The following is an 18,540-nucleotide window of genomic DNA, read 5'->3' as shown; positions in this document are numbered from 1 at the left end:
GTACCGCCGTTCATCCGTGCCCGGCTACAGGAACGAGTTGATCTCGATCGTCTCCGTACGGCCGGGACCGACGCCGATCGCCGAGATCGGGGCCCCCGACATCTCCTCCAGTGCCCTTACATACGCCTGCGCGTTCTGCGGCAGGTCGGAGAAGGTCTTCGCCTTCGTGATGTCCTCCGACCAGCCGGGCAGGTACTCGTACACCGGCTTCGCGTGGTGGAAGTCCGTCTGGCTGTACGGGAGTTCCTCGACGCGCCGGCCGTCGATCTCGTACGCCACACACACCGGGATCTGCTCCCAGCCGGTCAGCACGTCCAGCTTGGTGAGGAAGAAGTCCGTCAGACCGTTGACCCGCGTCGCGTAGCGCGCGATCACCGCGTCGAACCAGCCGCAGCGGCGGTCGCGGCCCGTCGTGACTCCGCGCTCGGCGCCGATGCGGCGCAGCGCCTCGCCGTCCTCGTCGAACAGTTCCGTCGGGAACGGCCCCGCGCCCACCCGCGTCGTGTACGCCTTGAGAATGCCGATGACCCGGCTGATCTTCGTCGGCCCCACACCCGCGCCCGTGCAGGCGCCGCCCGCCGTCGGGTTGGACGAGGTGACGAAGGGATACGTACCGTGGTCGACGTCGAGCAGCGTGCCCTGGCCGCCCTCGAAGAGGACGACCTTGCCCTCGTCGATGGCGTTGTTCAGCACCAGGGTCGTGTCGGAGACGTACGGCTTCAGCTGCTCCGCGTACGTGAGCAGCTCCTCGACGATCTTGCCGGACTCTATGGCACGCCGGTTGTAGAGCTTGGCGAGGATCTGGTTCTTGAAGTCGAGAGCGGCGTCGACCTTCTGGATCAGGATCGACTCGTCGTACAGGTCCTGGACCCGGATACCGACGCGGTTGATCTTGTCGGCGTAGGTCGGACCGATGCCACGGCCCGTCGTGCCGATCTTCCTCGAACCGAGGAACCGTTCCGTCACCTTGTCCATCGTGGTGTGATACGAGGTAATCAGATGGGCGTTACCGCTGATCAACAGCTTGGACGTGTCCACACCGCGGTCATTGAGCCCGCTCAGCTCGGAGAGCAGGACGGCCGGGTCGACGACCACTCCATTGCCGATCACCGGGACACATCCCGGCGAGAGGATTCCGGAAGGGAGGAGATGCAGTGCGTACTTCTGGTCGCCCACGACGACCGTATGGCCGGCGTTGTTGCCACCCTGATAGCGCACGACATAATCCACAGACCCACCGAGCAGGTCGGTGGCCTTTCCCTTGCCTTCGTCACCCCACTGAGCACCGAGCAGCACAAGTGCGGGCACAGGCGTACACCCCTTCCGGGCGGGGCATGTCCAAGGTCAGGGGGCGCACTAACGCCGTCCATGCGGCGCGCGTACGCCGTATGTCATCGCACAACGCTGTACGACACAGCCCGAACCGTCGAACCGGTTGCCCCGGAATAGACGAAGCCCCTGGCGCAATAGCGCAAGGGGCTCTTGCACAAGGATGCTACCCGAGGAAGGACCGAGGTGTCGGCTCCAGAGCCCGCCGAGAACGGTGCGCAGCAGCTTCTGGTGGTCATCGACCCGGTCGCCCGCCGGACCGACGGCGAATCCGTGTTGATCGCGAAAGACGTGCTGAGCGCGGGGGCGTCAGTGAAGATCTGTCTCCCGGACGGCCCGGAGGCCTTCGCCCGGGCGCTGGCCCGGCGGGGCAGCCGGCGACCCGTGGTGATCGGCGACGACCGGGCGCTGCTGCGGATGGTGGCCCTGCTCCACCGGGACCGGGAGCTGGGCTCCGGGGCGCTCTCGGTGGTGCCGGTGGGAGCCTCCGTGGAGCTGGCCCGTTCGCTGGGCGTGCCGACGGGCGCGGTCGCCGCGGCGCGCGCGGTGCTGGACGGCGTGGTGCGCCGGCTGGACCTGCTGGTCGATGACAGCGACGGCGTGGTGCTGGGCGGGCTGCGTATCCCGGCCCTCCCGACGAGGGGCGGGGCGCCGGCCGCGCCGTCCGTCTGGGACACCTGCCGTTCCCTGGTCCGCACGCTGGTACGGCCTCCGCCGGGGGCGCTCGCGGCGCGTACGCACCGGCTGCGGGTCGAGGCGGACGGCGTGCTGCTGAGCGATCTGGACGAGCCGGTCGAGGTCGTGACGGTGCGCTCGTACGGCGGCCGCGCCGAAGTCGTGATCCGTACGCACGCGTCGGCCGAGCCGCGCCGGGCCAGCGCGCTGTCCGTGACGGTCTCGGGCGCGGACTTCCGCTACCGGGCGGACGCCCGGATCACCGGCCCGGTGCGGACCAGAACCTGGACGCTGCGGCCGGGGGCGTGGGGGCTGACGCTGCCGGCGGAGGCAGGCGCGTACGCGGGCCCCGGCGGGGGATGACCACCGGATCGAGCCGTACAGGACCTCTACTGCCGGGTCGGGGCGCCGGGTAGCCTCGGCCTTCGACACGACGCCCGGGGGGGCCGCATCGATGCCAGACACGGGATCGCAGGGCACGGCTCTGGCCGTCGCCGACACGGCGAAGGCGTTGGCCCGCTACCGGGCATGCGCGGGCATATGCGTGCGGGTCGGCCTGACGATGCTGATGGGCTCTGTGATCATCGCCTTGACGGGCGAGGGTCCTGGGTGGCCGAGGGGGGCGCTGCCCGCGCTGATCGGCGTGTCCCTGTTCTGCTCGGGGCTCGGTCTGCTGACGCTGCGGCTCTCCCGCCGGATGCGGGACCGGCTGGCCGCGGGCCCCTGGATGGCCTGCGCCGCCGAGGCCGTACCGCGCGGGATACATGCCGCGGCGGTGGTCCTGCGGGATCCGGCGACCGGTGAGCTGTGGCCGTTGACCTTAATCGCGATCCAGCAGCGCTACCACCTGGCACAGCCCGGTCCCGACGGGTCGCTGTGGTGGTGCGGTGACCCACGGACCGGCGGGGTGATCGCGCCTCCCGGCGGGGCGGACCTGATCTGGACGCAACCGGTACGGGGGCGCTGGTCGCGGCAGCGCGTCGTACGGGCGGCGCAGCGGCAAGGGCTGCTGGACCGGCAGACGTCACCTCGGCCCGCATCGCCGCACCAGCCACCGCCACCGCCACCTTCACCGCCACCGGTGTCCGAGCTTTTGGAGCGGGACCTTCGGTGGGAGCGGAAGCCCGCCCGCCGCTGGGGCGGCTACCGGTGGGTGCTGCTGGCGGGAGTGGTCCTGCTGGGGCCGGGCATCGCCGGTTCCCTGGGCTCGGAGAAGGATCCGCAGATCGACCTCACCGTGATCGCGCAGGAGCCGGACGGCACCTGCGAGGTGCGGTGGACCGACCCCTGGAGCGGCGAACGGCGCGAGGGCCCCTTCCACTGCGATCCGGACCGTGATCCGCTCCTGGACGACTGGTGGACCGGCTGGGTGGTCTCGTACGGACCGTGGAAGGGGGAGCTCTACGACTCCGACCTGCGCGGCACCGTCGCCGACGAGGTGAACGCCGCGCTGAGCGTGGCCGGCGGGGCTCTCACGCTGACCGGGCTGGTCGGCGGGTTCAAGGGCCGACAGCGACGCAACACGGCGTACAAGCCCCTTGTCGAACCGGCCCTCGAACCGCCTTCCGAGCCCGCTGAACAGGACCGCTGAAGCGCGTCAGCCCTCGTCGTGGCGGAGGGTTGCCTGATGCTCGCGCCAGCGGTCCAGGAGGGCCACCAGTTCCTTCTGCAGGAATTCGAAGAACGCCACCGTCTCCGCGACCCGCGCGCCGGCCGGGGTGTCTCTGCCGAGGGAGTCGACGCCTTGACGCAGGGTGTGCTCCCAACGGGTCAGGACCGTGTCCCGCTGGGCGAAGGTGGCGTACCAGAGCTGGTTGTGCAGCCGGTAGCGGTCACGGCGCGAGCCGGGGTCGCGCTCCCTGCCGACCATGCTGACCTGGACGAGATAGCGGATCGCCCCTGATACGGCGGCGGGGCTGATGCCGAGCTGTTCGCTCAGCTCGGCGGAGGTCATGCTCGCGTCGTCCGAGGCGAGCAGGGCCGCGAAGACCCTGGACGCCGTCCGCTGCATTCCGGCCTCGGTCATATCGGCGGCGAAACGCTCCACGAAGCGCGCTACCGCCTCCTCGTCCCGCTGCGGGTCGCCCGTCTCATCCGTCCCGCCCGCCGCGTCCGCCGCGCCCGTCTCATCCGTCTCGCCGGTCCTGCTGCTCATCGCCCCATCGTCTCCCCTGCTCGCGGTCCGCCCCCGATCTTAACGTGTGCGTTTTTACGCTTCCTTAACTTCACAAGTTTGTGAAAGTAGCGTACATTCCGAAACATGACCAAGGCAATCACCGTGTCCGGACTGCACAAGTCGTTCGGCCGGACGCACGCGCTGGACGGCCTTGACCTCGCCGTCGAGACCGGCGAGGTCCATGGCTTCCTCGGCCCCAACGGAGCCGGCAAGTCCACCGCCATCCGGGTCCTTCTCGGGCTGCTGCGCGCCGACTCCGGCGCGGCCCAGCTCCTCGGCCGGGATCCCTGGCGGGACGCGGTCGAACTGCACCGGCGCGTGGCCTACGTACCCGGGGACGTGACGCTGTGGCGGAACCTCTCCGGCGGCGAGGTCATCGACCTGTACGGGCGGCTGCGCGGCGGGCTCGACACGGCGCGGCGGGCCGCTCTCGTCGAGCGCTTCGAACTCGACCCCACCAAGAAGGGGCGTACGTACTCCAAGGGCAACCGCCAGAAGGTCGCGCTGGTCGCCGCGTTCGCCTCGGACGTCGATCTGCTCATCCTCGACGAACCGACCTCGGGGCTCGACCCGCTGATGGAAGAGGTCTTCCAGCAGTGCGTCACCGAGGAGCGCGACCGCGGCAGGACCGTCCTGCTCTCCAGCCATGTGCTGAGCGAGGTCGAGGCGCTGTGCGACCGGGTGAGCATCATCCGCAAGGGCGTGACCGTCGAGTCGGGTTCGCTCACCGAGCTGCGCCATCTGACCCGTACGAGCGTCAGCGCGGAGCTCTCGGGGCCGCCCGCCGGACTGGCCGGGCTGCCCGGGGTGCACAACCTGGCCGAACAGTCCGTCGCCGGGGGCCCGGGCAGGCGGGTCCGGCTCCAGGTCGACACCGACCAGCTGGACGCGGTGCTCCGCTCGCTCTCCGCGTCCGGCATCCGCTCGCTGACCAGCACCCCGCCCACCCTGGAGGAGCTGTTCCTCCGCCACTACGCGCCGGACGAGCGGACGACCGGCGAGCCCGTGACCCACGTGCCCCCGTCCGCGTCCGCGACCACGACCGACGAGGCGGTGTCGCGATGACCGCCGCCGTAGCCGTCCCGGCGGCCCGCACCACCGGCTCCCGCCATCTGGCCGGCACCCGCCCGCTGTTGCGGCTCGCCCTGCGCCGCGACCGGATCATGATCCCGGTCTGGGTGCTGGTCCTCGGCGGTTCCTTCGCGTCCGTCGCCCAGTCCTACTCCGCGCTGTACGACACCGCCGCCGCGCGCGCGGACCTCGCGCGGTCGATGTCCGCGAACAGCTCGCTGCGCGCCCTGTACGGACCGGTCTTCACCGACTCCATCGGCGGGCTCACCGCCGTGCGCATGGTCGGCTTCGGCGCCGGGCTCGCCGCCGTGATGAGCCTGGTCATCGTCGTACGGCACACCCGGGAGGAAGAGGAGACGGGCCGTCAGGAACTGCTCTCCTCGGCGATGGTCGGGCGCCGGGCGCCGCTGACCGCCGCGCTGCTCACGGCGCTGATCGCCAACGCCGCACTGGCCCTGGTGATCACGGCCGGGCTCGCCGGATACGTCGAGGACACGGCCGGCGCACTGGCCCTCGGCCTCGCCGTCGCCGGGGTCGGCATGCTCTTCGCCTGCACCGCCGCCATCGCCGCGCAGATCACCGAGAACGCGCGCCTCGCCAAGGGCCTCTCCGGCGCCGTCGTCGGCGCCGCGTTCGTGCTCAAGGCGGCCGGTGACGCCGCGTCGGACGACGGCTCCTCCGTGCTCACCTGGCTCTCCCCGCTCGGCTGGGCGGAGAACGTCCGCGCCTTCGCCGGGGAGCGGTGGTGGGTGCTGCTGATGCTGCCGGCCGCCATCGCCGTCCAGGCCGTCCTCGCGTACACGCTCGCCGGCCGGCGCGACATCGGGATGAGCTTCCTGCCCGCGCGCCCAGGACCGGCGCGGGGCAGGCTGCGCACGGCGGGCGGGCTCGCCTGGCGGCTCCAGCGCGGCAGCCTGTTCGGCTGGGGAACCGGCTTCCTGCTCGCCGGGATCGTCTTCGGCGGTATCACCGAAGGAGTGGCGGACCTGGTCGGCGGCAACCAGCAGACCAGGGAGATCATCGAGCGGATGGGCGGCCGGCAGGGCCTGACCGACGCCTTCCTCGCCGCGATGGTCGGCGTGCTCGCCATGGTCGCGGCGCTCTATGTGGTCGCCTCCGTGCTGCGGCTGTACGGCGAGGAGACCGGCGGGCGCGCCGAACCGGTGCTGGCAGGGGGAGTCGGACGGCTGCGCTGGGCCGCGGGCCATCTGATGATCGCCTTCGGCGGCGGCGCCCTGGTCGTGCTGCTCGGCGGGGTGGGGCTGGCCATCGGTTACGGCCGGGCCCTGCCCGCCCTCCTGGGCGCCGCACTGGTGCAGCTGCCCGCGATCTGGGTGCTGGGCGCGCTGGCGGTGGCGCTGTACGGCATCGTCCCGAAGGCGGCCGTCGCCGGCTGGGCGGTCGCGGGCCTCGCCCTGGCTCTGGGCTGGATCGGCCCGGCGCTGGGCTTCCCGCAGTCGGTGCTGAACCTGTCGCCGTTCGGGCACCTGCCCAAGCTGCCCGGCACGGAGATGGCCTGGACGCCGGTGCTGGCGCTGACCGCGCTCGCGGCGGCGCTGGTGGCGGCGGGGCTGGCGGGACTGCGGCGCAGGGACATGCTGAGCTGACCGGAAGCGACACCCGGTCCGACTTATCCACAGCCTGTGGAAAGCCGGGCCGGTGCGCGCCGGCGGACGTCAGCGGACGTAGCTCTTCAGGATCTCGGTGTCGAGCTCGATGCCGACGGGGTCGGGCCGAGAGATCGGTTCTCCGAAGGGAACCTTGTGCCGGTCGCGGTAGTCACCTGCGACCGGGTCCGGGATGCTGTGCACGGTGATGGTGCAGGAATCCCGGTCGATCAGCAGATACACCGGGATACCGGCGTCGGCGTAAGCGGAGGGCTTCTCCTCGCGGTCCCGCTTGTCCGTGTCCGAGTCGTACGAGGTGATCTCGACGGTCATCAGCACACCTGCGGTGTCGGCCCACTCGCCCTGGCCGGCGAAGTGCGCGACAGGTGCCAGTGTCCCGTCCGGCCGGGCACGGCCCTGGCGATACTTCTCGATCTTGAGCCCCTGCACGGGGTCCAGATCAAGGTCCGGTCGCGCCTGCATGCACTGACGAAGCAGCCACATAGTGATCGCTCCGTGGTCCCCGTCCGCCACCTTCTTGACCCCGATCCGCCCGCCGATGAATTCCAGCCTGACGGTCTCGGACTCCACGGCGGCGTACCTTTCGAACTCTTCCGCCGTCATCTGCGCCGTGCGCTCGTCCATAGCTGTCATGGTGCCCCTCCTGTCAGGTGAATACCAGCGTGACGGACTCGGACCCGAGCCATGCGGCCTTCCCCGGTGTGATCACTCGTGCGGGTGATCAGCTGTCCGGTGCTCGCCGCCTCACCCCGGTGTGACCAGCTCACCCCGGCGTGACCAGCCGCGCCTCGTACGCGAACACCGCCGCCTGCGTACGGTCCCGCAGCCCCAGCTTCACCAGGATGCGGCTCACATGCGTCTTGATCGTGGACTCCGCGACCACCAGATGCTCGGCGATCTCGGCGTTCGACAGGCCCTGGGCGATCAGGACCAGGACCTCCGTCTCGCGCTCCGTGAGGTCGCCGATCCGGGCCATCGCCGGGGCGCGCGGGGTCTCCGCGAGCTTCGAGAACTCCGTGATCAGGCGTTTGGTGACGGTGGGCGCGAGCAGCGCCTCGCCGGACGCCACCACCCGCACGCCGTCCGCCAGCTGCCGCGCCGAGGCATCCTTCAGGAGGAAGCCCGAGGCTCCGGCGCGCAGCGCCTGGTACACGTACTCGTCGAGGTCGAAGGTGGTCAGTACCAGCACCTTCGCGTCGGCGTCGGCCGCGACGATCTCGCGGGTCGCCTCGATGCCGTTCATCTCCGGCATCCGGATGTCCATCAGCACCACATCGGGGCGGTGCACGGCGACCTGGCTGACGGCCTCGCGGCCGTTCACCGCCTCGCCGACGACCTCGATGTCCGGCATCGCGTTCAGCAGGACCGAGAAGCCCTCGCGGACCATCACCTGGTCGTCGACGATCAGCACCCGGATCGTCATGACGCGTCCCCGTCCTGCACGGCGGTCACCGGGATGAACGCCGCGACCTCGTAGCCGCCGTCCGCCAGGAGGTCCGCGGTCATCTCGCCGCTCAGCATCGAGACACGCTCCCGCATCCCGGTGATGCCGTGCCCCGCCCCGGGCGACGGTTTGACCAGGCCCTGCGGCGCGCTGTTGACGATCCGCAGGCCGAGCCCGCCCAGGACATACGAGATCTCCACCTTCGCGGTCGATCCCGGTGCGTGCCGCAGCGCGTTGCTGAGGGCCTCCTGAACGATGCGGTACGCCGACAGCTCCACACCCTGCGGCAGCTCGCGGACCGCGCCGGTGACCGTCTTCTCCACGGTCAGGCCGGCGTCCCGGACGTTGCCGAGCAGCCCTTCCAGCTCGGCGAGCGTGGGCTGCGGGGCATCGGGGGCCTGGTAGTCCTCCGCCCGTACGACACCGAGGACCCGGCGCAGCTCGGTCAGCGCCGCCACCGCGTTCTCCCGGATCGTGACGAACGCCTGCTCCAGCTCGGGCGGTGGGTTCTCCACCCGGTACGGGGCGGCCTCGGCCTGGATCGCGACGACCGACATGTGGTGCGCGACCACATCGTGCAGCTCGCGGGCGATGGTGGTGCGCTCTTCGAGCAGCGTGCGCCGGTCGCGTTCGACGGCGGTGACGCTCTGCTGGGCGGCCACCTCGTGCTGTGCCTCGCGGCGGACGTGGAGCACGGTCACCGTCAGCAGCACCAGCGCGGAGATGAAGAGCAGCGGAGGGGTGCTGGGGAAGTAGTCGCCGCGGTTGAGGACGGCCTCGGCGAACAGCCCGTACAGGGCGGTGAGCACCCACATCCAGGCGGCGGTGCGCGGCCGGGTGCGGATCGCCGTCACCGTCATCACGAGGAGAGCCGCGGCGAAGGCGCCCGGCGTCCAGGGCCAGCCGTCGTAGCCGCCGGTGACGAGACCCAGAAAGCCGCTGACGATCAGGAGCAGCCACCAGGCGCCGACCGGCCTGACCAGCGTGAGCAGCACCGGCACCGCCGGGAGGATGGCGAGCACGCCGCTGTCGTAGCCGATGAGGACCACGATCAGCGCGCATCCCACGATCACGGCGTGCGGGGTCCAGGCCGCACGCTCCCGTATCCGGCGCGGCAGCCGGCGGGTGATCGGCCCGTCCGTCCGCATGGGCTTCAGCGGGCGATAGGCGAAGGCGTCGTGGAAGAGGTCCTGGCGCAGGCCGCCGATCGCGTTCATGGCCAGCCGGAACTCGGGGCTCCGGGTCTTCCCGGTATCTGTCTGGGTCACGTTGCCACGGTAGGGGGCGTGCCGGGCGAGGTCGTCACCAGCGAAGCGGATCCTTCCCCGTCCCTCCCAGGTACTACACGCTCCCACCAGGCACGGAGCGCGGCGCTCACCAGGCGAGCTGGGCGATCTCCTCCGCGACCACCGCGCACGCGTCCGCCGCCGGGTCGATGAGCGGGAAGTGGCCCACGTCCTCCAGCAGGGTCAGGCCGACCATCTCGCCCGCCCTGGCCGCCGCGTCCACGTACGCCTCGGGGACGGCGTACGGCACGGTGAGGTCCGTACGGCCCTGCACCACGGCGGTCGCGATGCCCGTCGGCAGCAGGGCGGCCGGGTCGGCGCTCTCCCTGCGCTTCTTGAATTCCTCCTCGCCGCCCAGCAGCTGGAGGATGGCCCCGCCGCACACGTCCAGCTCGACGGCGCGTACGAGATCCGCGATCGGCGCCAGCGCGACCACTCCGCGGAACTGCGGCGGGTGCGGCAGCCGCCAGGGCGAGCCCTCGGGCAGCACATGCCGGGCCGCCGCCCACAGCGCGAGATGGCCGCCGGCGGAGTGCCCGGTCACCACGATCCGCCGCGCGTCGGCCTGCGGCAGCGCGTCCGCGACCAGCGCGGGCAGCGCGTCCATCGCGGCGGCCACATCGTCGAACGTCTCCGGCCAGCGCCCCGCCACCGGAGCGCCGCCGCCCTGCTGCGGGATGGCGGAACCCCGCCGGTACTCCACATTGGCGACGGCGAACCCGCGGCGGGCCAGGAAGTCCGCGAACGGGGTGAGGTGTCCCCGGTCGTACGGCGCCCGCCACGCCCCGCCGTGCAGCACGACGACGAGAGGCACCCGCTCCTGGTTGCCCCGGGGGGCATAGAAGTCGATCACCTGATCAGGGTGTTCGCCGTACGCCGCGGTGGCATCGGGCAGGACGCCCGGATGGGCGAAGACCGATTCGGCCTCTGCGGCGTCACGAGCAACGGCATCGTGCGCGGCGGGGTCCGGCATGTTGCTCCAACCTCTCGGTACGGGGGCCGAATTGACCTGATCAGCGGGGACGGTATCAGCCCCGGCGGGCGTTGATCACACCCCTCGGCCCCCCGGCCGGACACGGGTCAGGCGGGCGGGCCCGCCGGGACCTCCGTCAGGACCTCCGCGAGCACTCTCGCCGCCCGTTCCGCGTCGGCGAAGCCCACATAGAGCGGGGTGAATCCGAACCGCAGCAGGTCCGGCCTGCGGAGGTCGCCGATCACTCCCCGGGCGATGAGCGTCTCCATGATGGCGGGCGCCTCCGCGCACCGCAGGGCGACCTGGCTGCCGCGTTCCGCGTGCGCGGCGGGGGTCACCGACCTGACCCGCCCCGGCGGCGCGTATGCCTCCACGCACTCCAGGAAGAAGTCCGTGAGCGCCAGGCTCTTCGCTCGTACGGCCTCCACCCGCACCCCCTCCCAGACGTCGAGGGACGCCTCCAGCGCCAGCATGGAGAGGATGTCGGGGGTGCCGACCCGGCCGCGGACCGCGCCGTCCGCCGGCGCGAACTCCTGGGCCATCGCGAACGGGTCGGTGTGCGCGTTCCAGCCGGGCAGCGGGGAGTCGAAGCGGGCCTGGTGGCGCTCCGCGACGTACAGGAAGGCGGGCGAACCCGGCCCGCCGTTCAGGTACTTGTACGTGCAGCCCACCGCGAGGTCCACCCCGTGCGCGTCCAGGCCGACCGGCAGGGCGCCCGCGCTGTGGCACAGGTCCCAGACGACCAGAGCCCCGGCCTCGTGCGCGGCGGCGGTGATGCCGGGGAGGTCGTGGAGGCGGCCCGTACGGAAGTCGACATGGTTGACGAGCACCACAGCGGTCCGCGGTCCGAGCGCCCCGAGCAGGTTCTCCGGGTCGAGGGGGACGATCGGCCTGCCGGTCATCCGGGCCGCGGACCGGGCGATGTAGCCGTCCGTGGGGAAGGTCGTGGCGTCGACCAGGATCTCGTCCCTGGCCGGCTCCGCGGGATCCAGGAGACGTACCGCCGCCACCACGGCCTTGAAGACATTGACGCTGGTGGAGTCGCCGACGACGATCTGCCCAGGGCCCGCGCCGACGAGCGGCGCGATCCGGTCGCCGATCCGCTCGGGCGCGGTCCACCAGCCGCCCTCGGTCCAGGAGCGGATGCGCAGCTCGCCCCACTGGCGGCTGATGACGTCCTGGATCCGCTCGGGGACATGGCGGGGCAGCGCGCCCAGCGAGTTGCCGTCGAGATAGACGGAGTCGTCGTCGAGGGTGAACAGCTTGCGCCGCTCGGCCAGTTCGTCGGCGGCGTCCAGCGCGGCGGCCCGCTCGGCCAGGGATTCAGCGGCGCCGGTGCGGTCGGTGAGGTGGGGGACGTGGGTGCGATCGGTGCGGTCGGTGCGGGACTCAGACATGGCTGCGCGCCGTCCAGAGCTCGGGGAAGACGTTCTTGGTGGCCCGCTTCTCCAGCCAGGCGACGCCCGCGGAGCCGCCCGTGCCGGTCTTGGAGCCCATCGCCCGCCGGGTCGCCACCAGATGGTCGTTGCGCCAGCGCCACACCAGCTCGCCCACGTCCGTCAGCGCCTCGCCGAGCCGGATGAGCTCGGTGTGCTGGTCGGGGTCGCGGTAGATGCCGGCCCAGATCTCCTCGATCGCGGCCGACGGCTCGTACCGCTTCGAGAGATCGCGGTCGAGCACCGCCGGCGGCACCGGCAGTCCGCGCCGCGCGAGGAGCCGCAGCACCTCGTCGTACAGGCTCGGCTCCTGGAGCGCCTTCTCCAGCTCGGCGTGGACGCGCGGCGCGCCCCGGTGCGGGACGAGCATGGAGGCGGACTTGTCGCCGAGCAGGAACTCCAGCCGCCGGTACATCGCCGACTGGAAGCCGGAGCCCTCGCCGAGCGCGCTGCGGTACGAGTTGAACTGCGCGGGAGTCAGCTGTCCGAGCGGCTTCCAGGAGGCATTGAGCGCGTCCAGCTCGCGTACGGACCGCTTGAGCGCGTCGACCGCCACCTGCGTCCGGTCCTCGCGCAGCGCGCGGGACGCCGTCTCCCACTCATGGACGATGACCGTGAACCACAGCTCCATGACCTGGGTGGTGACGAGGAAGACCATCTCGCCGGGGTCGTCGGAGAGGGGGTGCTGCAAGTGGGTGAGGACGTCCGCCTGGACATAGTCCTCGTACGGGGTCGTCCCCGCGAAGTCGAGATTCGGGGTGTCCGAACCGGCGGTGCCGGCTCCGGAGGCATCGGGGTCGTGTGACATCTCTGTCTCCTCGAATTGCTACCGGGTAGCGGTCCGCCCCTTCCGTGTTGGTTACGGAGCCCCGGTCCCCTCCGCGCATCATAATCCTGGGTCCGGATCCGGGCTCCATATGCGGGCTCGATATGCCACGTCCGCTCGGGGCTGCGGGCTCCGGGGTCCGGGCTGCGGGCTGCGGGCTGCGGGCTGCGGGCTGCGGGCTGCGTCAGAGAGTCGGACCGGTGATGTACGTCCCGTGCTCGTTGTACGGCCAGGCATTGGACCGGCAGCCGTTGAGGCCCTTGATCTGCTGCATCATCACCGGCGCGAGCTTGCCGGGACCGCGGCACCCCATGTGCTGCCGGATGCCGATCTCATGGCCGACCTCGTGGTTGATGATCAGGTGCCGGTACTCGGCGGCAGACCCGCGGAACGTCGGCGATCCCAGCACCCAGCGCCGCAGATTGACCACCACGCCGTCGACGGTCTCGCAGTTCAGCTCGCCGCGGGTGTTGAGCCCCTGGGCAAGGCAGAGCCGGTCGGCGGTGGCCGGGGTGGCGATACGGATGACGAAGTCGGCGTCCGAGGAGACCAGCTGGAAGGTGCCCCGGCCGTGCGCGGCCCAGCTGCGCGGGTGGGCGAGGATCCGTTGGATCTCGGCGGCCGCCCCCGTGGCGGAGATGTCGATGCCGTTCTCGACCTGCACGCGGTAGCGGCGCAACGGTCCTGAGCCGACCCGGTCGCCGTCGGCCCGCGCGGTGGTGAAGGTGCCGGGGCCCGAGGCGGGGACGCGGGGCGGTGCGGGCGGGCGGCGCGAGGAGGCGGAGGGGCTCGGCTCGACGGAAGCGCTGGGACTCGCGGGCGGAGAGGGCGGGGAGGGCGGGCGCTTCGAGGACGCCGACGCGGAGGGGGTGGGCTCCGGCGAGCGGAGGGCGTCCGTGACCTCGCGGGCCGTGGCGGGACCGGTCCCTGCCTCGTCGCCCTGCCAGGAGGCGACGGCGGCACCGCCGCCGACGATCACGGCGGCCAGGACGAGTCCTGCCAGGACTATGTGGGCCGGTGAGCGGCGGCCGCGGTTGCGGTTGCTACTGCGACCGCGACCGCGGGCGGGCCCACGACGGCGTCCTCGGCGGCCGACGGCACGCTTGCCCACGACAGACTTCTCCCCTGGTGAGGCCGGCGGCGGGGGGAGAGGTGGGGTGCTGTGGGGCCTCTGTGCCGGAAGTGACTGGTGATGCGACAACGCGTGCGATCGTACAGACCGAAGGCCCGCGCCCTGGGAGACGGGCCGGGCCTTCGAAAGGTTGCTTCTTCAACCGGACAACTCAGCCGAGGGTGTCCGCCGCCAGCGGCGAGGAGTCCCGCAGGAACGTCGCGCAGCGCTCGTACTCCTCCTGCTCACCGATCGCCTGCGCGGCGCGGGCGAGCGCGTGCAGGGCCCGCAGGAAGCCGCGGTTCGGCTCGTGCTCCCACGGCACCGGGCCGTGCCCCTTCCACCCGCTGCGCCGCAGGGAGTCGAGTCCGCGGTGGTAGCCGGTCCTGGCGTACGCGTACGACTCGACGACCCGCCCGTTCTCGAACGCGACGTCGGCGAGCTGCGCCCAGGCCAGCGAGGAGGTCGGGTACTTCGCGGCGACATCGGTGGGCGGCGTGCCGTTCGCGAGCAGCTCGCGCGGCTCGGGATCGTCGGGCAGGTGGGTGGGGGGCGGTCCCCCCAGGAGGTTTTCATGGATGGCCATGTCTACAGTCTGCCTTGCCCGCTCCGGCGGCTCTCGCCATCGGCCCCCGGCCCGGTCTCACCGGACCTACGAGGCGGTCGCGGGCCGGTCCGTAGGTCCCTCGGCCGTCACCGGTTCCAGCGGCGGCGCCGTCAGACCGCAGTGGATCCTGCACTCCGGCCGGCTCGCCGCGTCCTTCGGCGTACGGATCCGCCAGAAAGCGATCACCGCGCCCAGCACCAGCACCCCCGCGCACAGCGGCATCGCGCGGCGGAAGGTCTCGCCGAACTGCGTCGCCGAGCGGTACGACTCCGGGCCCATGCCTGTGAGCAGCGGCAGCGCGGCCACCGCCAGGAGTCCGGCCGCGCGGGCCGCCGCGTTGTTGATGCCGCTGGCCAGGCCCGCCCGCGCGGTGTCCACGGAGGCCAGGACCGTCGCCGTCAGCGGCGCGACCAGCGTCACCATGCCCGCCCCCATCACCACGAGCGCGGGCAGCACATCCGCCAGATACGAGGCGTGCTGCCCCACCCGCAGCATCAGCAGCAGCCCCGCCGCGCACAGCAGCGGCCCCACCGTGAGCGGAATACGTGGGCCGATCTTCGCCCCCAGCGCACCGGACCGCGCGGAGAACAGCAGCATCAGAACGGTCGTCGGCAGCAGGGCCGCCCCCGCGCCCAGCGCCGAGTACCCCACGACGACCTGGAGCTGGAGCGCGGTGAGGAAGAAGAAGCCGCCGAACGCCGCGTACACGCACAGCGTCACCAGGTTGACCGAGGTGAACAGCCGGGACGCGAAGATCGACGGCGGCAGCATGGGGTCCGCCCTGCGCCGCTCGACCAGCACGAAGACGACGGCGACCAGTACACCCGCGACCCCCGCCCACAGCGCCTTGGCGATCAGCGAGTACGTCACGAGCGCGAGCGCCCCCGCGCCGAGCACCGCGCCCAGCACGTCGAACCGGCCGTGCGCCGCCGGATCCCTGGACTCCGGTACATGCCGCAGCGCCACCGGCACACAGATCGCGGCCAACGGCAGGTTGATGAAGAACACCCAGCGCCAGCCGGCCCCGTCGACCAGCCAGCCGCCCAGGAACGGGCCGACCGCCGCGCCGACCCCGCCGAGCCCCGACCACACCCCGACGGCCCGCGCCCGGTCGTCCGGATGGAAGCTCGCCTGGATGATCGCGAGCGATCCCGGTACGAGCAGCGCCCCGCCCACGCCCTGCAACGCCCGCGCGATGATCAGCACGATCGCGCTGGGCGCGAGCCCGCACAGCAGCGAGCCGAGCGCGAACCAGACGGTGCCGAGAACGAAGATCTTCCGCCGCCCGAACCGGTCGCCGAGCGACCCGCCGAGCAGGATCAGCCCCGCCAGGGTGAGCGTGTAGGCGTTGACCGTCCACTGAAGATCCGCCAGGTCCGCGTTGAGGCTGTCCCCGATATGGGGCAGCGCGACATTGACGACGGTGGAGTCCAGCAGGGCCATGCTGGAACCGAGCACCGTCGTCAGAATGACCCAGCGGCCCTTGGCCGAGGACAGCCTGATGTCCATACCGGGATCATCCCCGCCCCCGGGCTAGGGGGCGAGCCGGCGCAGCACCCGGATCAGGGCGTCGATGCCCTGTTCCACCTTGGTGCGCGGGCACCCCACATTGAGTCGTACGAAACCGGCGCTCCCATAGGTGACGCCCGGCATGATCGCGACCTTCTCGCGCGCGATCAGCTCCCGCTGGACCGCGTCGTCATCGACCCCGAGGGCCCGGAGATCGATCCAGGCGAGATAGCCGGCCTGCGGGGGCCGCCAGTCCAGCTGCGGGAAGGCCGAGTTGAGCCGGTCGGCGACGCTGCGCAGATTCCCCTCCACATACGCGTTGAGGGCATCCAGCCAGGGGCCGCCCTCGCGGTACGCCGCGATATGCGCGGTCAGCGTCAGCACGGCGGGCGAGGCGAGGCCCTCGCCGGTCTCCATCCGGCGCAGGAAGGCCGCGTGGTCGTCCGGGTCACCGATGATCCCGTACGAGCCGCTCAGCGCGGGGAAGTTGAAGGCCTTCGACGCGGAGGTGATGAGCGCCCACCGGCCGGCACCGAACCGGGTCCACGGCAGATGGCGGTACCCCTCGGGCACGGAATCCGCGTGGACGAAGTCGGCATGGATCTCGTCGCTGATGACGGCGACCCCGTACGCCTCGGCGAGCCGGGCGAACTCCGTCAGCTCGTCCTCCGTCCACACCCGCCCGGTGGGGTTGTGGGGCGAGCACAGCAGCAGCACCTTGCTGCCGGGCCGGGCGAGCTGCCGCTCCAGCGCCGCCGTATCGCCGATCGGCGCCCCGCGCAGGTCCCGTCCGAGCCCGGAAATCGACTTGAGGAAGCCGTCGTACGTAGGGGTGTGGACGACGACGCCGTCACCCGGCCCGGTCCACATGCGCAGCAGCTGGGAGAGCTGATTGAGCACGGACGGCCCGTACACCACGCGCTCGGTGTCGATATCGGTGTCGTACCGCGAGGCGAACCAGTGGCGTATCGCGGACAGGAAATCCTCGTTGCGCCAGTCGGTATAGCCGAGGACACCATGGGCGATGCGCCGCTGAAGCGCGTCGAGCACTTCAGGCGGCGAGGCGAAGTCCATGTCGGAGATGGTGAAGGGGAGCAGTCCATCGACGCCGAAGCGGTCCGCGACGCCGTCCCACTGCACGCACCAGGTGCCGTAGCGGTCGATGGGGGTGTCGAAGTCGTAGCCCACGGTGATTCTCCTCCGGGCATGACGGGGGCCCGGTACCGACAGCGATACCGGGCCCGACGTGCACAGGCTGTTGTTCGGTTCTACTTGATCTTGGTGCCCGTGGAGCGCAGCGCGGCGCAGGCCTCGGTGACCCGCTTGGCCATGCCGGCCTCGGCCAGCTTGCCCCAGGTGCGCGGGTCGTACGTCTTCTTGGAGCCGACCTCGCCGTCGACCTTCAGCACACCGTCGTAGTTCCGCAGCACATGGTCGGCGACGGGGCGCGTGAACGCGTACTGGGTGTCGGTGTCGAGGTTCATCTTCACGACGCCGTTCTCCAGCGCGGTGGCGATCTCCTCGGCCGTGGAGCCGGAGCCGCCGTGGAAGACGAAGTCGAAGGGCTGGCTGCCGGCGGGCTTGCCGTACTTGGCGCCGACGCCCGCCTGCAGGTCCTTGAGCAGCTCGGGGCGGAGCACGACATTGCCCGGCTTGTAGACGCCGTGGACATTGCCGAAGGACGCGGCCAGCAGGTAGCGGCCCTTCTCACCCAGGCCGAGGGCCTCGGCGGTGCGCAGCGCGTCATCGACGGTGGTGTACAGCTCGTCGTTGATCTCGTGGGTGACGCCGTCCTCCTCGCCGCCGGTCGGAGTGATCTCGACCTCAAGGATGATCTTGGCGGCGGCGGCCTTGGCGAGCAGCTCCTCGGCGATGGACAGGTTGTCCGCGAGGGTCTCGGCGGAGCCGTCCCACATGTGCGACTGGAAGAGCGGGTTACGACCGGCCTGGACGCGCTCGGCAGAGATGTCGAGCAGCGGACGGACATAGTCGTCCAGCTTGTCCTTGGGGCAGTGGTCGGTGTGCAGCGCGACCGTGATGTCGTACTTGGCGGCGACGATGTGCGCGAACTCGGCGAGCGCGACGGCGCCGGTCACCATGTCCTTGTTGTACTGACCGCCCAGGAACTCGGCACCACCGGTGGACATCTGGATGATGCCGTCGCTCTCGGCCTCCGCGAAGCCGCGCAGCGCAGCGTGCAGGGTCTGCGACGAGGTCACATTGATGGCCGGGTAGGCGAACTTGCCTGCCTTCGCCCGGTCGAGCATCTCGTTGTAGACCTCGGGGGTTGCGATGGGCATCGGGCCGCTCCTTGTGATGTGCGGGTGTGAGGTGCTTGTCCCTGACCTGGGGGCGACGTCATCGTCGCCCCCATCTTTCCAGACTCCTGTCCGGGCTCCACCTGGAGCACGGCAGATACGGCGATGCGGGCTGGGCCGTTTCACGTGAAACGGCCCAGCCCGCATCGAA

17 protein-coding genes are annotated in these 18,540 nt (G+C 71.3%); 4 read left to right on the top strand and 13 right to left on the bottom strand.

Translation table 11 applies throughout. The features are described 5' to 3' along the window. Positions 1 to 24 precede the first annotated feature (24 nt). Positions 25 to 1,308: an adenylosuccinate synthase gene (locus ACZ6MZ_RS03055; protein ID WP_389789953.1), complete on the bottom strand. Its 1,284-nt coding sequence runs from the start codon at positions 1,306 to 1,308 to the stop codon at positions 25 to 27. A gap of 207 nt (positions 1,309 to 1,515) precedes the next feature. On the opposite strand from ACZ6MZ_RS03055, the gene ACZ6MZ_RS03050 reads away from it, so the two are divergent. Both ACZ6MZ_RS03050 and ACZ6MZ_RS03045 read left to right on the top strand, forming a co-directional pair. After that, complete coding sequence (locus ACZ6MZ_RS03050; RefSeq protein ID WP_469349443.1) at positions 1,516 to 2,367, top strand: diacylglycerol kinase family protein; 852 nt, start codon at positions 1,516 to 1,518, stop codon at positions 2,365 to 2,367. A gap of 91 nt (positions 2,368 to 2,458) precedes the next feature. Continuing rightward, positions 2,459 to 3,595, top strand: coding sequence for a hypothetical protein (locus tag ACZ6MZ_RS03045; protein ID WP_469349442.1), 1,137 nt, complete (start codon positions 2,459 to 2,461; stop codon positions 3,593 to 3,595). Positions 3,596 to 3,601: 6 nt separating this feature from the next. Here the strand turns inward: ACZ6MZ_RS03045 and ACZ6MZ_RS03040 are convergent, their stop codons facing one another. After that, positions 3,602 to 4,159, bottom strand: coding sequence for a GbsR/MarR family transcriptional regulator (locus ACZ6MZ_RS03040; protein WP_469349440.1), 558 nt, complete (start codon positions 4,157 to 4,159; stop codon positions 3,602 to 3,604). Between the two features lie 105 nt (positions 4,160 to 4,264). Between ACZ6MZ_RS03040 and ACZ6MZ_RS03035 the strand changes: the two genes are divergently transcribed. Both ACZ6MZ_RS03035 and ACZ6MZ_RS03030 read left to right on the top strand, forming a co-directional pair. After that, on the top strand, positions 4,265 to 5,245 hold the full coding sequence (locus ACZ6MZ_RS03035) for an ABC transporter ATP-binding protein (RefSeq protein WP_469349439.1): 981 nt from the start codon (positions 4,265 to 4,267) through the stop codon (positions 5,243 to 5,245). Continuing rightward, positions 5,242 to 6,858, top strand: a complete 1,617-nt coding sequence (locus ACZ6MZ_RS03030; RefSeq protein WP_469349436.1) for an ABC transporter permease — start codon at positions 5,242 to 5,244, stop codon at positions 6,856 to 6,858. Before ACZ6MZ_RS03035 ends, ACZ6MZ_RS03030 begins: the two co-directional genes overlap by 4 nt. 69 nt (positions 6,859 to 6,927) lie before the next feature. Here the strand turns inward: ACZ6MZ_RS03030 and ACZ6MZ_RS03025 are convergent, their stop codons facing one another. From ACZ6MZ_RS03025 to fbaA, 11 genes are all read right to left on the bottom strand, one after another. After that, a complete protein-coding gene (locus ACZ6MZ_RS03025) occupies positions 6,928 to 7,512 on the bottom strand; it encodes a Uma2 family endonuclease (protein WP_469349434.1) in 585 nt (194 codons plus the stop codon). A 130-nt stretch (positions 7,513 to 7,642) separates the two neighbouring features. Next, entirely contained in the window at positions 7,643 to 8,302 is a 660-nt protein-coding gene (locus tag ACZ6MZ_RS03020; RefSeq protein ID WP_389789944.1) for a response regulator, read from the bottom strand. Continuing rightward, positions 8,299 to 9,540 carry a sensor histidine kinase gene (locus ACZ6MZ_RS03015; RefSeq protein WP_469349643.1) on the bottom strand — a complete coding sequence of 414 codons (1,242 nt, stop codon included), beginning with the start codon at positions 9,538 to 9,540 and terminating at the stop codon, positions 8,299 to 8,301. Before ACZ6MZ_RS03015 ends, ACZ6MZ_RS03020 begins: the two co-directional genes overlap by 4 nt. A gap of 157 nt (positions 9,541 to 9,697) precedes the next feature. Then, positions 9,698 to 10,582, bottom strand: coding sequence for an alpha/beta hydrolase family protein (locus tag ACZ6MZ_RS03010; protein ID WP_384191267.1), 885 nt, complete (start codon positions 10,580 to 10,582; stop codon positions 9,698 to 9,700). A 107-nt stretch (positions 10,583 to 10,689) separates the two neighbouring features. Next, positions 10,690 to 11,979: a kynureninase gene (kynU, locus tag ACZ6MZ_RS03005; protein WP_469349431.1), complete on the bottom strand. Its 1,290-nt coding sequence runs from the start codon at positions 11,977 to 11,979 to the stop codon at positions 10,690 to 10,692. Beyond that, complete coding sequence (locus tag ACZ6MZ_RS03000; protein ID WP_384191271.1) at positions 11,972 to 12,826, bottom strand: tryptophan 2,3-dioxygenase; 855 nt, start codon at positions 12,824 to 12,826, stop codon at positions 11,972 to 11,974. The genes kynU and ACZ6MZ_RS03000 overlap by 8 nt, the downstream gene beginning before the upstream one ends. 202 nt (positions 12,827 to 13,028) lie before the next feature. Beyond that, positions 13,029 to 13,955: a DUF3152 domain-containing protein gene (locus tag ACZ6MZ_RS02995; RefSeq protein WP_469349430.1), complete on the bottom strand. Its 927-nt coding sequence runs from the start codon at positions 13,953 to 13,955 to the stop codon at positions 13,029 to 13,031. A gap of 172 nt (positions 13,956 to 14,127) precedes the next feature. Next, complete coding sequence (locus ACZ6MZ_RS02990) at positions 14,128 to 14,541, bottom strand: DUF3151 domain-containing protein (protein WP_384191275.1); 414 nt, start codon at positions 14,539 to 14,541, stop codon at positions 14,128 to 14,130. 66 nt (positions 14,542 to 14,607) lie between these two features. Next, the gene (locus tag ACZ6MZ_RS02985) at positions 14,608 to 16,071 is read right to left on the bottom strand and encodes an MFS transporter (protein WP_384191278.1); all 1,464 of its coding nucleotides are present in this window, start codon (positions 16,069 to 16,071) and stop codon (positions 14,608 to 14,610) included. A 24-nt stretch (positions 16,072 to 16,095) separates the two neighbouring features. Then, positions 16,096 to 17,265 (bottom strand): MalY/PatB family protein, encoded by a 1,170-nt coding sequence (locus ACZ6MZ_RS02980; protein ID WP_469349641.1) that lies wholly within the window; start codon positions 17,263 to 17,265, stop codon positions 16,096 to 16,098. Positions 17,266 to 17,339: 74 nt separating this feature from the next. Next, on the bottom strand, positions 17,340 to 18,371 hold the full coding sequence (gene fbaA, locus ACZ6MZ_RS02975) for a class II fructose-bisphosphate aldolase (RefSeq protein ID WP_384191280.1): 1,032 nt from the start codon (positions 18,369 to 18,371) through the stop codon (positions 17,340 to 17,342). Positions 18,372 to 18,540: the final 169 nt, after the last annotated feature.

It is taken from the genome of Streptomyces sp. NPDC042201, assembly GCF_055582185.1.
Note: the sequence above shows the minus strand (reverse complement) of the source record. Positions and strands in the feature narration are given on the sequence as shown.

Excerpts from the sequence above, each read along its gene's own strand:
- kynU (WP_469349431.1), bottom strand. The coding sequence starts at position 11,979 with ATGTCTGAGTCCCGCACCGACCGCACCGATCGCACCCACGTCCCCCAC.
- ACZ6MZ_RS03035 (WP_469349439.1), top strand. The coding sequence starts at position 4,265 with ATGACCAAGGCAATCACCGTGTCCGGACTGCACAAGTCGTTCGGCCGG.
- ACZ6MZ_RS03025 (WP_469349434.1), bottom strand. The coding sequence starts at position 7,512 with ATGACAGCTATGGACGAGCGCACGGCGCAGATGACGGCGGAAGAGTTC.
- fbaA (WP_384191280.1), bottom strand. The coding sequence starts at position 18,371 with ATGCCCATCGCAACCCCCGAGGTCTACAACGAGATGCTCGACCGGGCG.
- ACZ6MZ_RS03040 (WP_469349440.1), bottom strand. The coding sequence starts at position 4,159 with ATGAGCAGCAGGACCGGCGAGACGGATGAGACGGGCGCGGCGGACGCG.
- ACZ6MZ_RS03015 (WP_469349643.1), bottom strand. The coding sequence starts at position 9,540 with ATGAACGCGATCGGCGGCCTGCGCCAGGACCTCTTCCACGACGCCTTC.
- ACZ6MZ_RS03020 (WP_389789944.1), bottom strand. The coding sequence starts at position 8,302 with ATGACGATCCGGGTGCTGATCGTCGACGACCAGGTGATGGTCCGCGAG.
- ACZ6MZ_RS03030 (WP_469349436.1), top strand. The coding sequence starts at position 5,242 with ATGACCGCCGCCGTAGCCGTCCCGGCGGCCCGCACCACCGGCTCCCGC.
- ACZ6MZ_RS02985 (WP_384191278.1), bottom strand. The coding sequence starts at position 16,071 with ATGGACATCAGGCTGTCCTCGGCCAAGGGCCGCTGGGTCATTCTGACG.
- ACZ6MZ_RS03045 (WP_469349442.1), top strand. The coding sequence starts at position 2,459 with ATGCCAGACACGGGATCGCAGGGCACGGCTCTGGCCGTCGCCGACACG.
- ACZ6MZ_RS03010 (WP_384191267.1), bottom strand. The coding sequence starts at position 10,582 with ATGCCGGACCCCGCCGCGCACGATGCCGTTGCTCGTGACGCCGCAGAG.
- ACZ6MZ_RS03000 (WP_384191271.1), bottom strand. The coding sequence starts at position 12,826 with ATGTCACACGACCCCGATGCCTCCGGAGCCGGCACCGCCGGTTCGGAC.
- ACZ6MZ_RS02990 (WP_384191275.1), bottom strand. The coding sequence starts at position 14,541 with ATGGCCATCCATGAAAACCTCCTGGGGGGACCGCCCCCCACCCACCTG.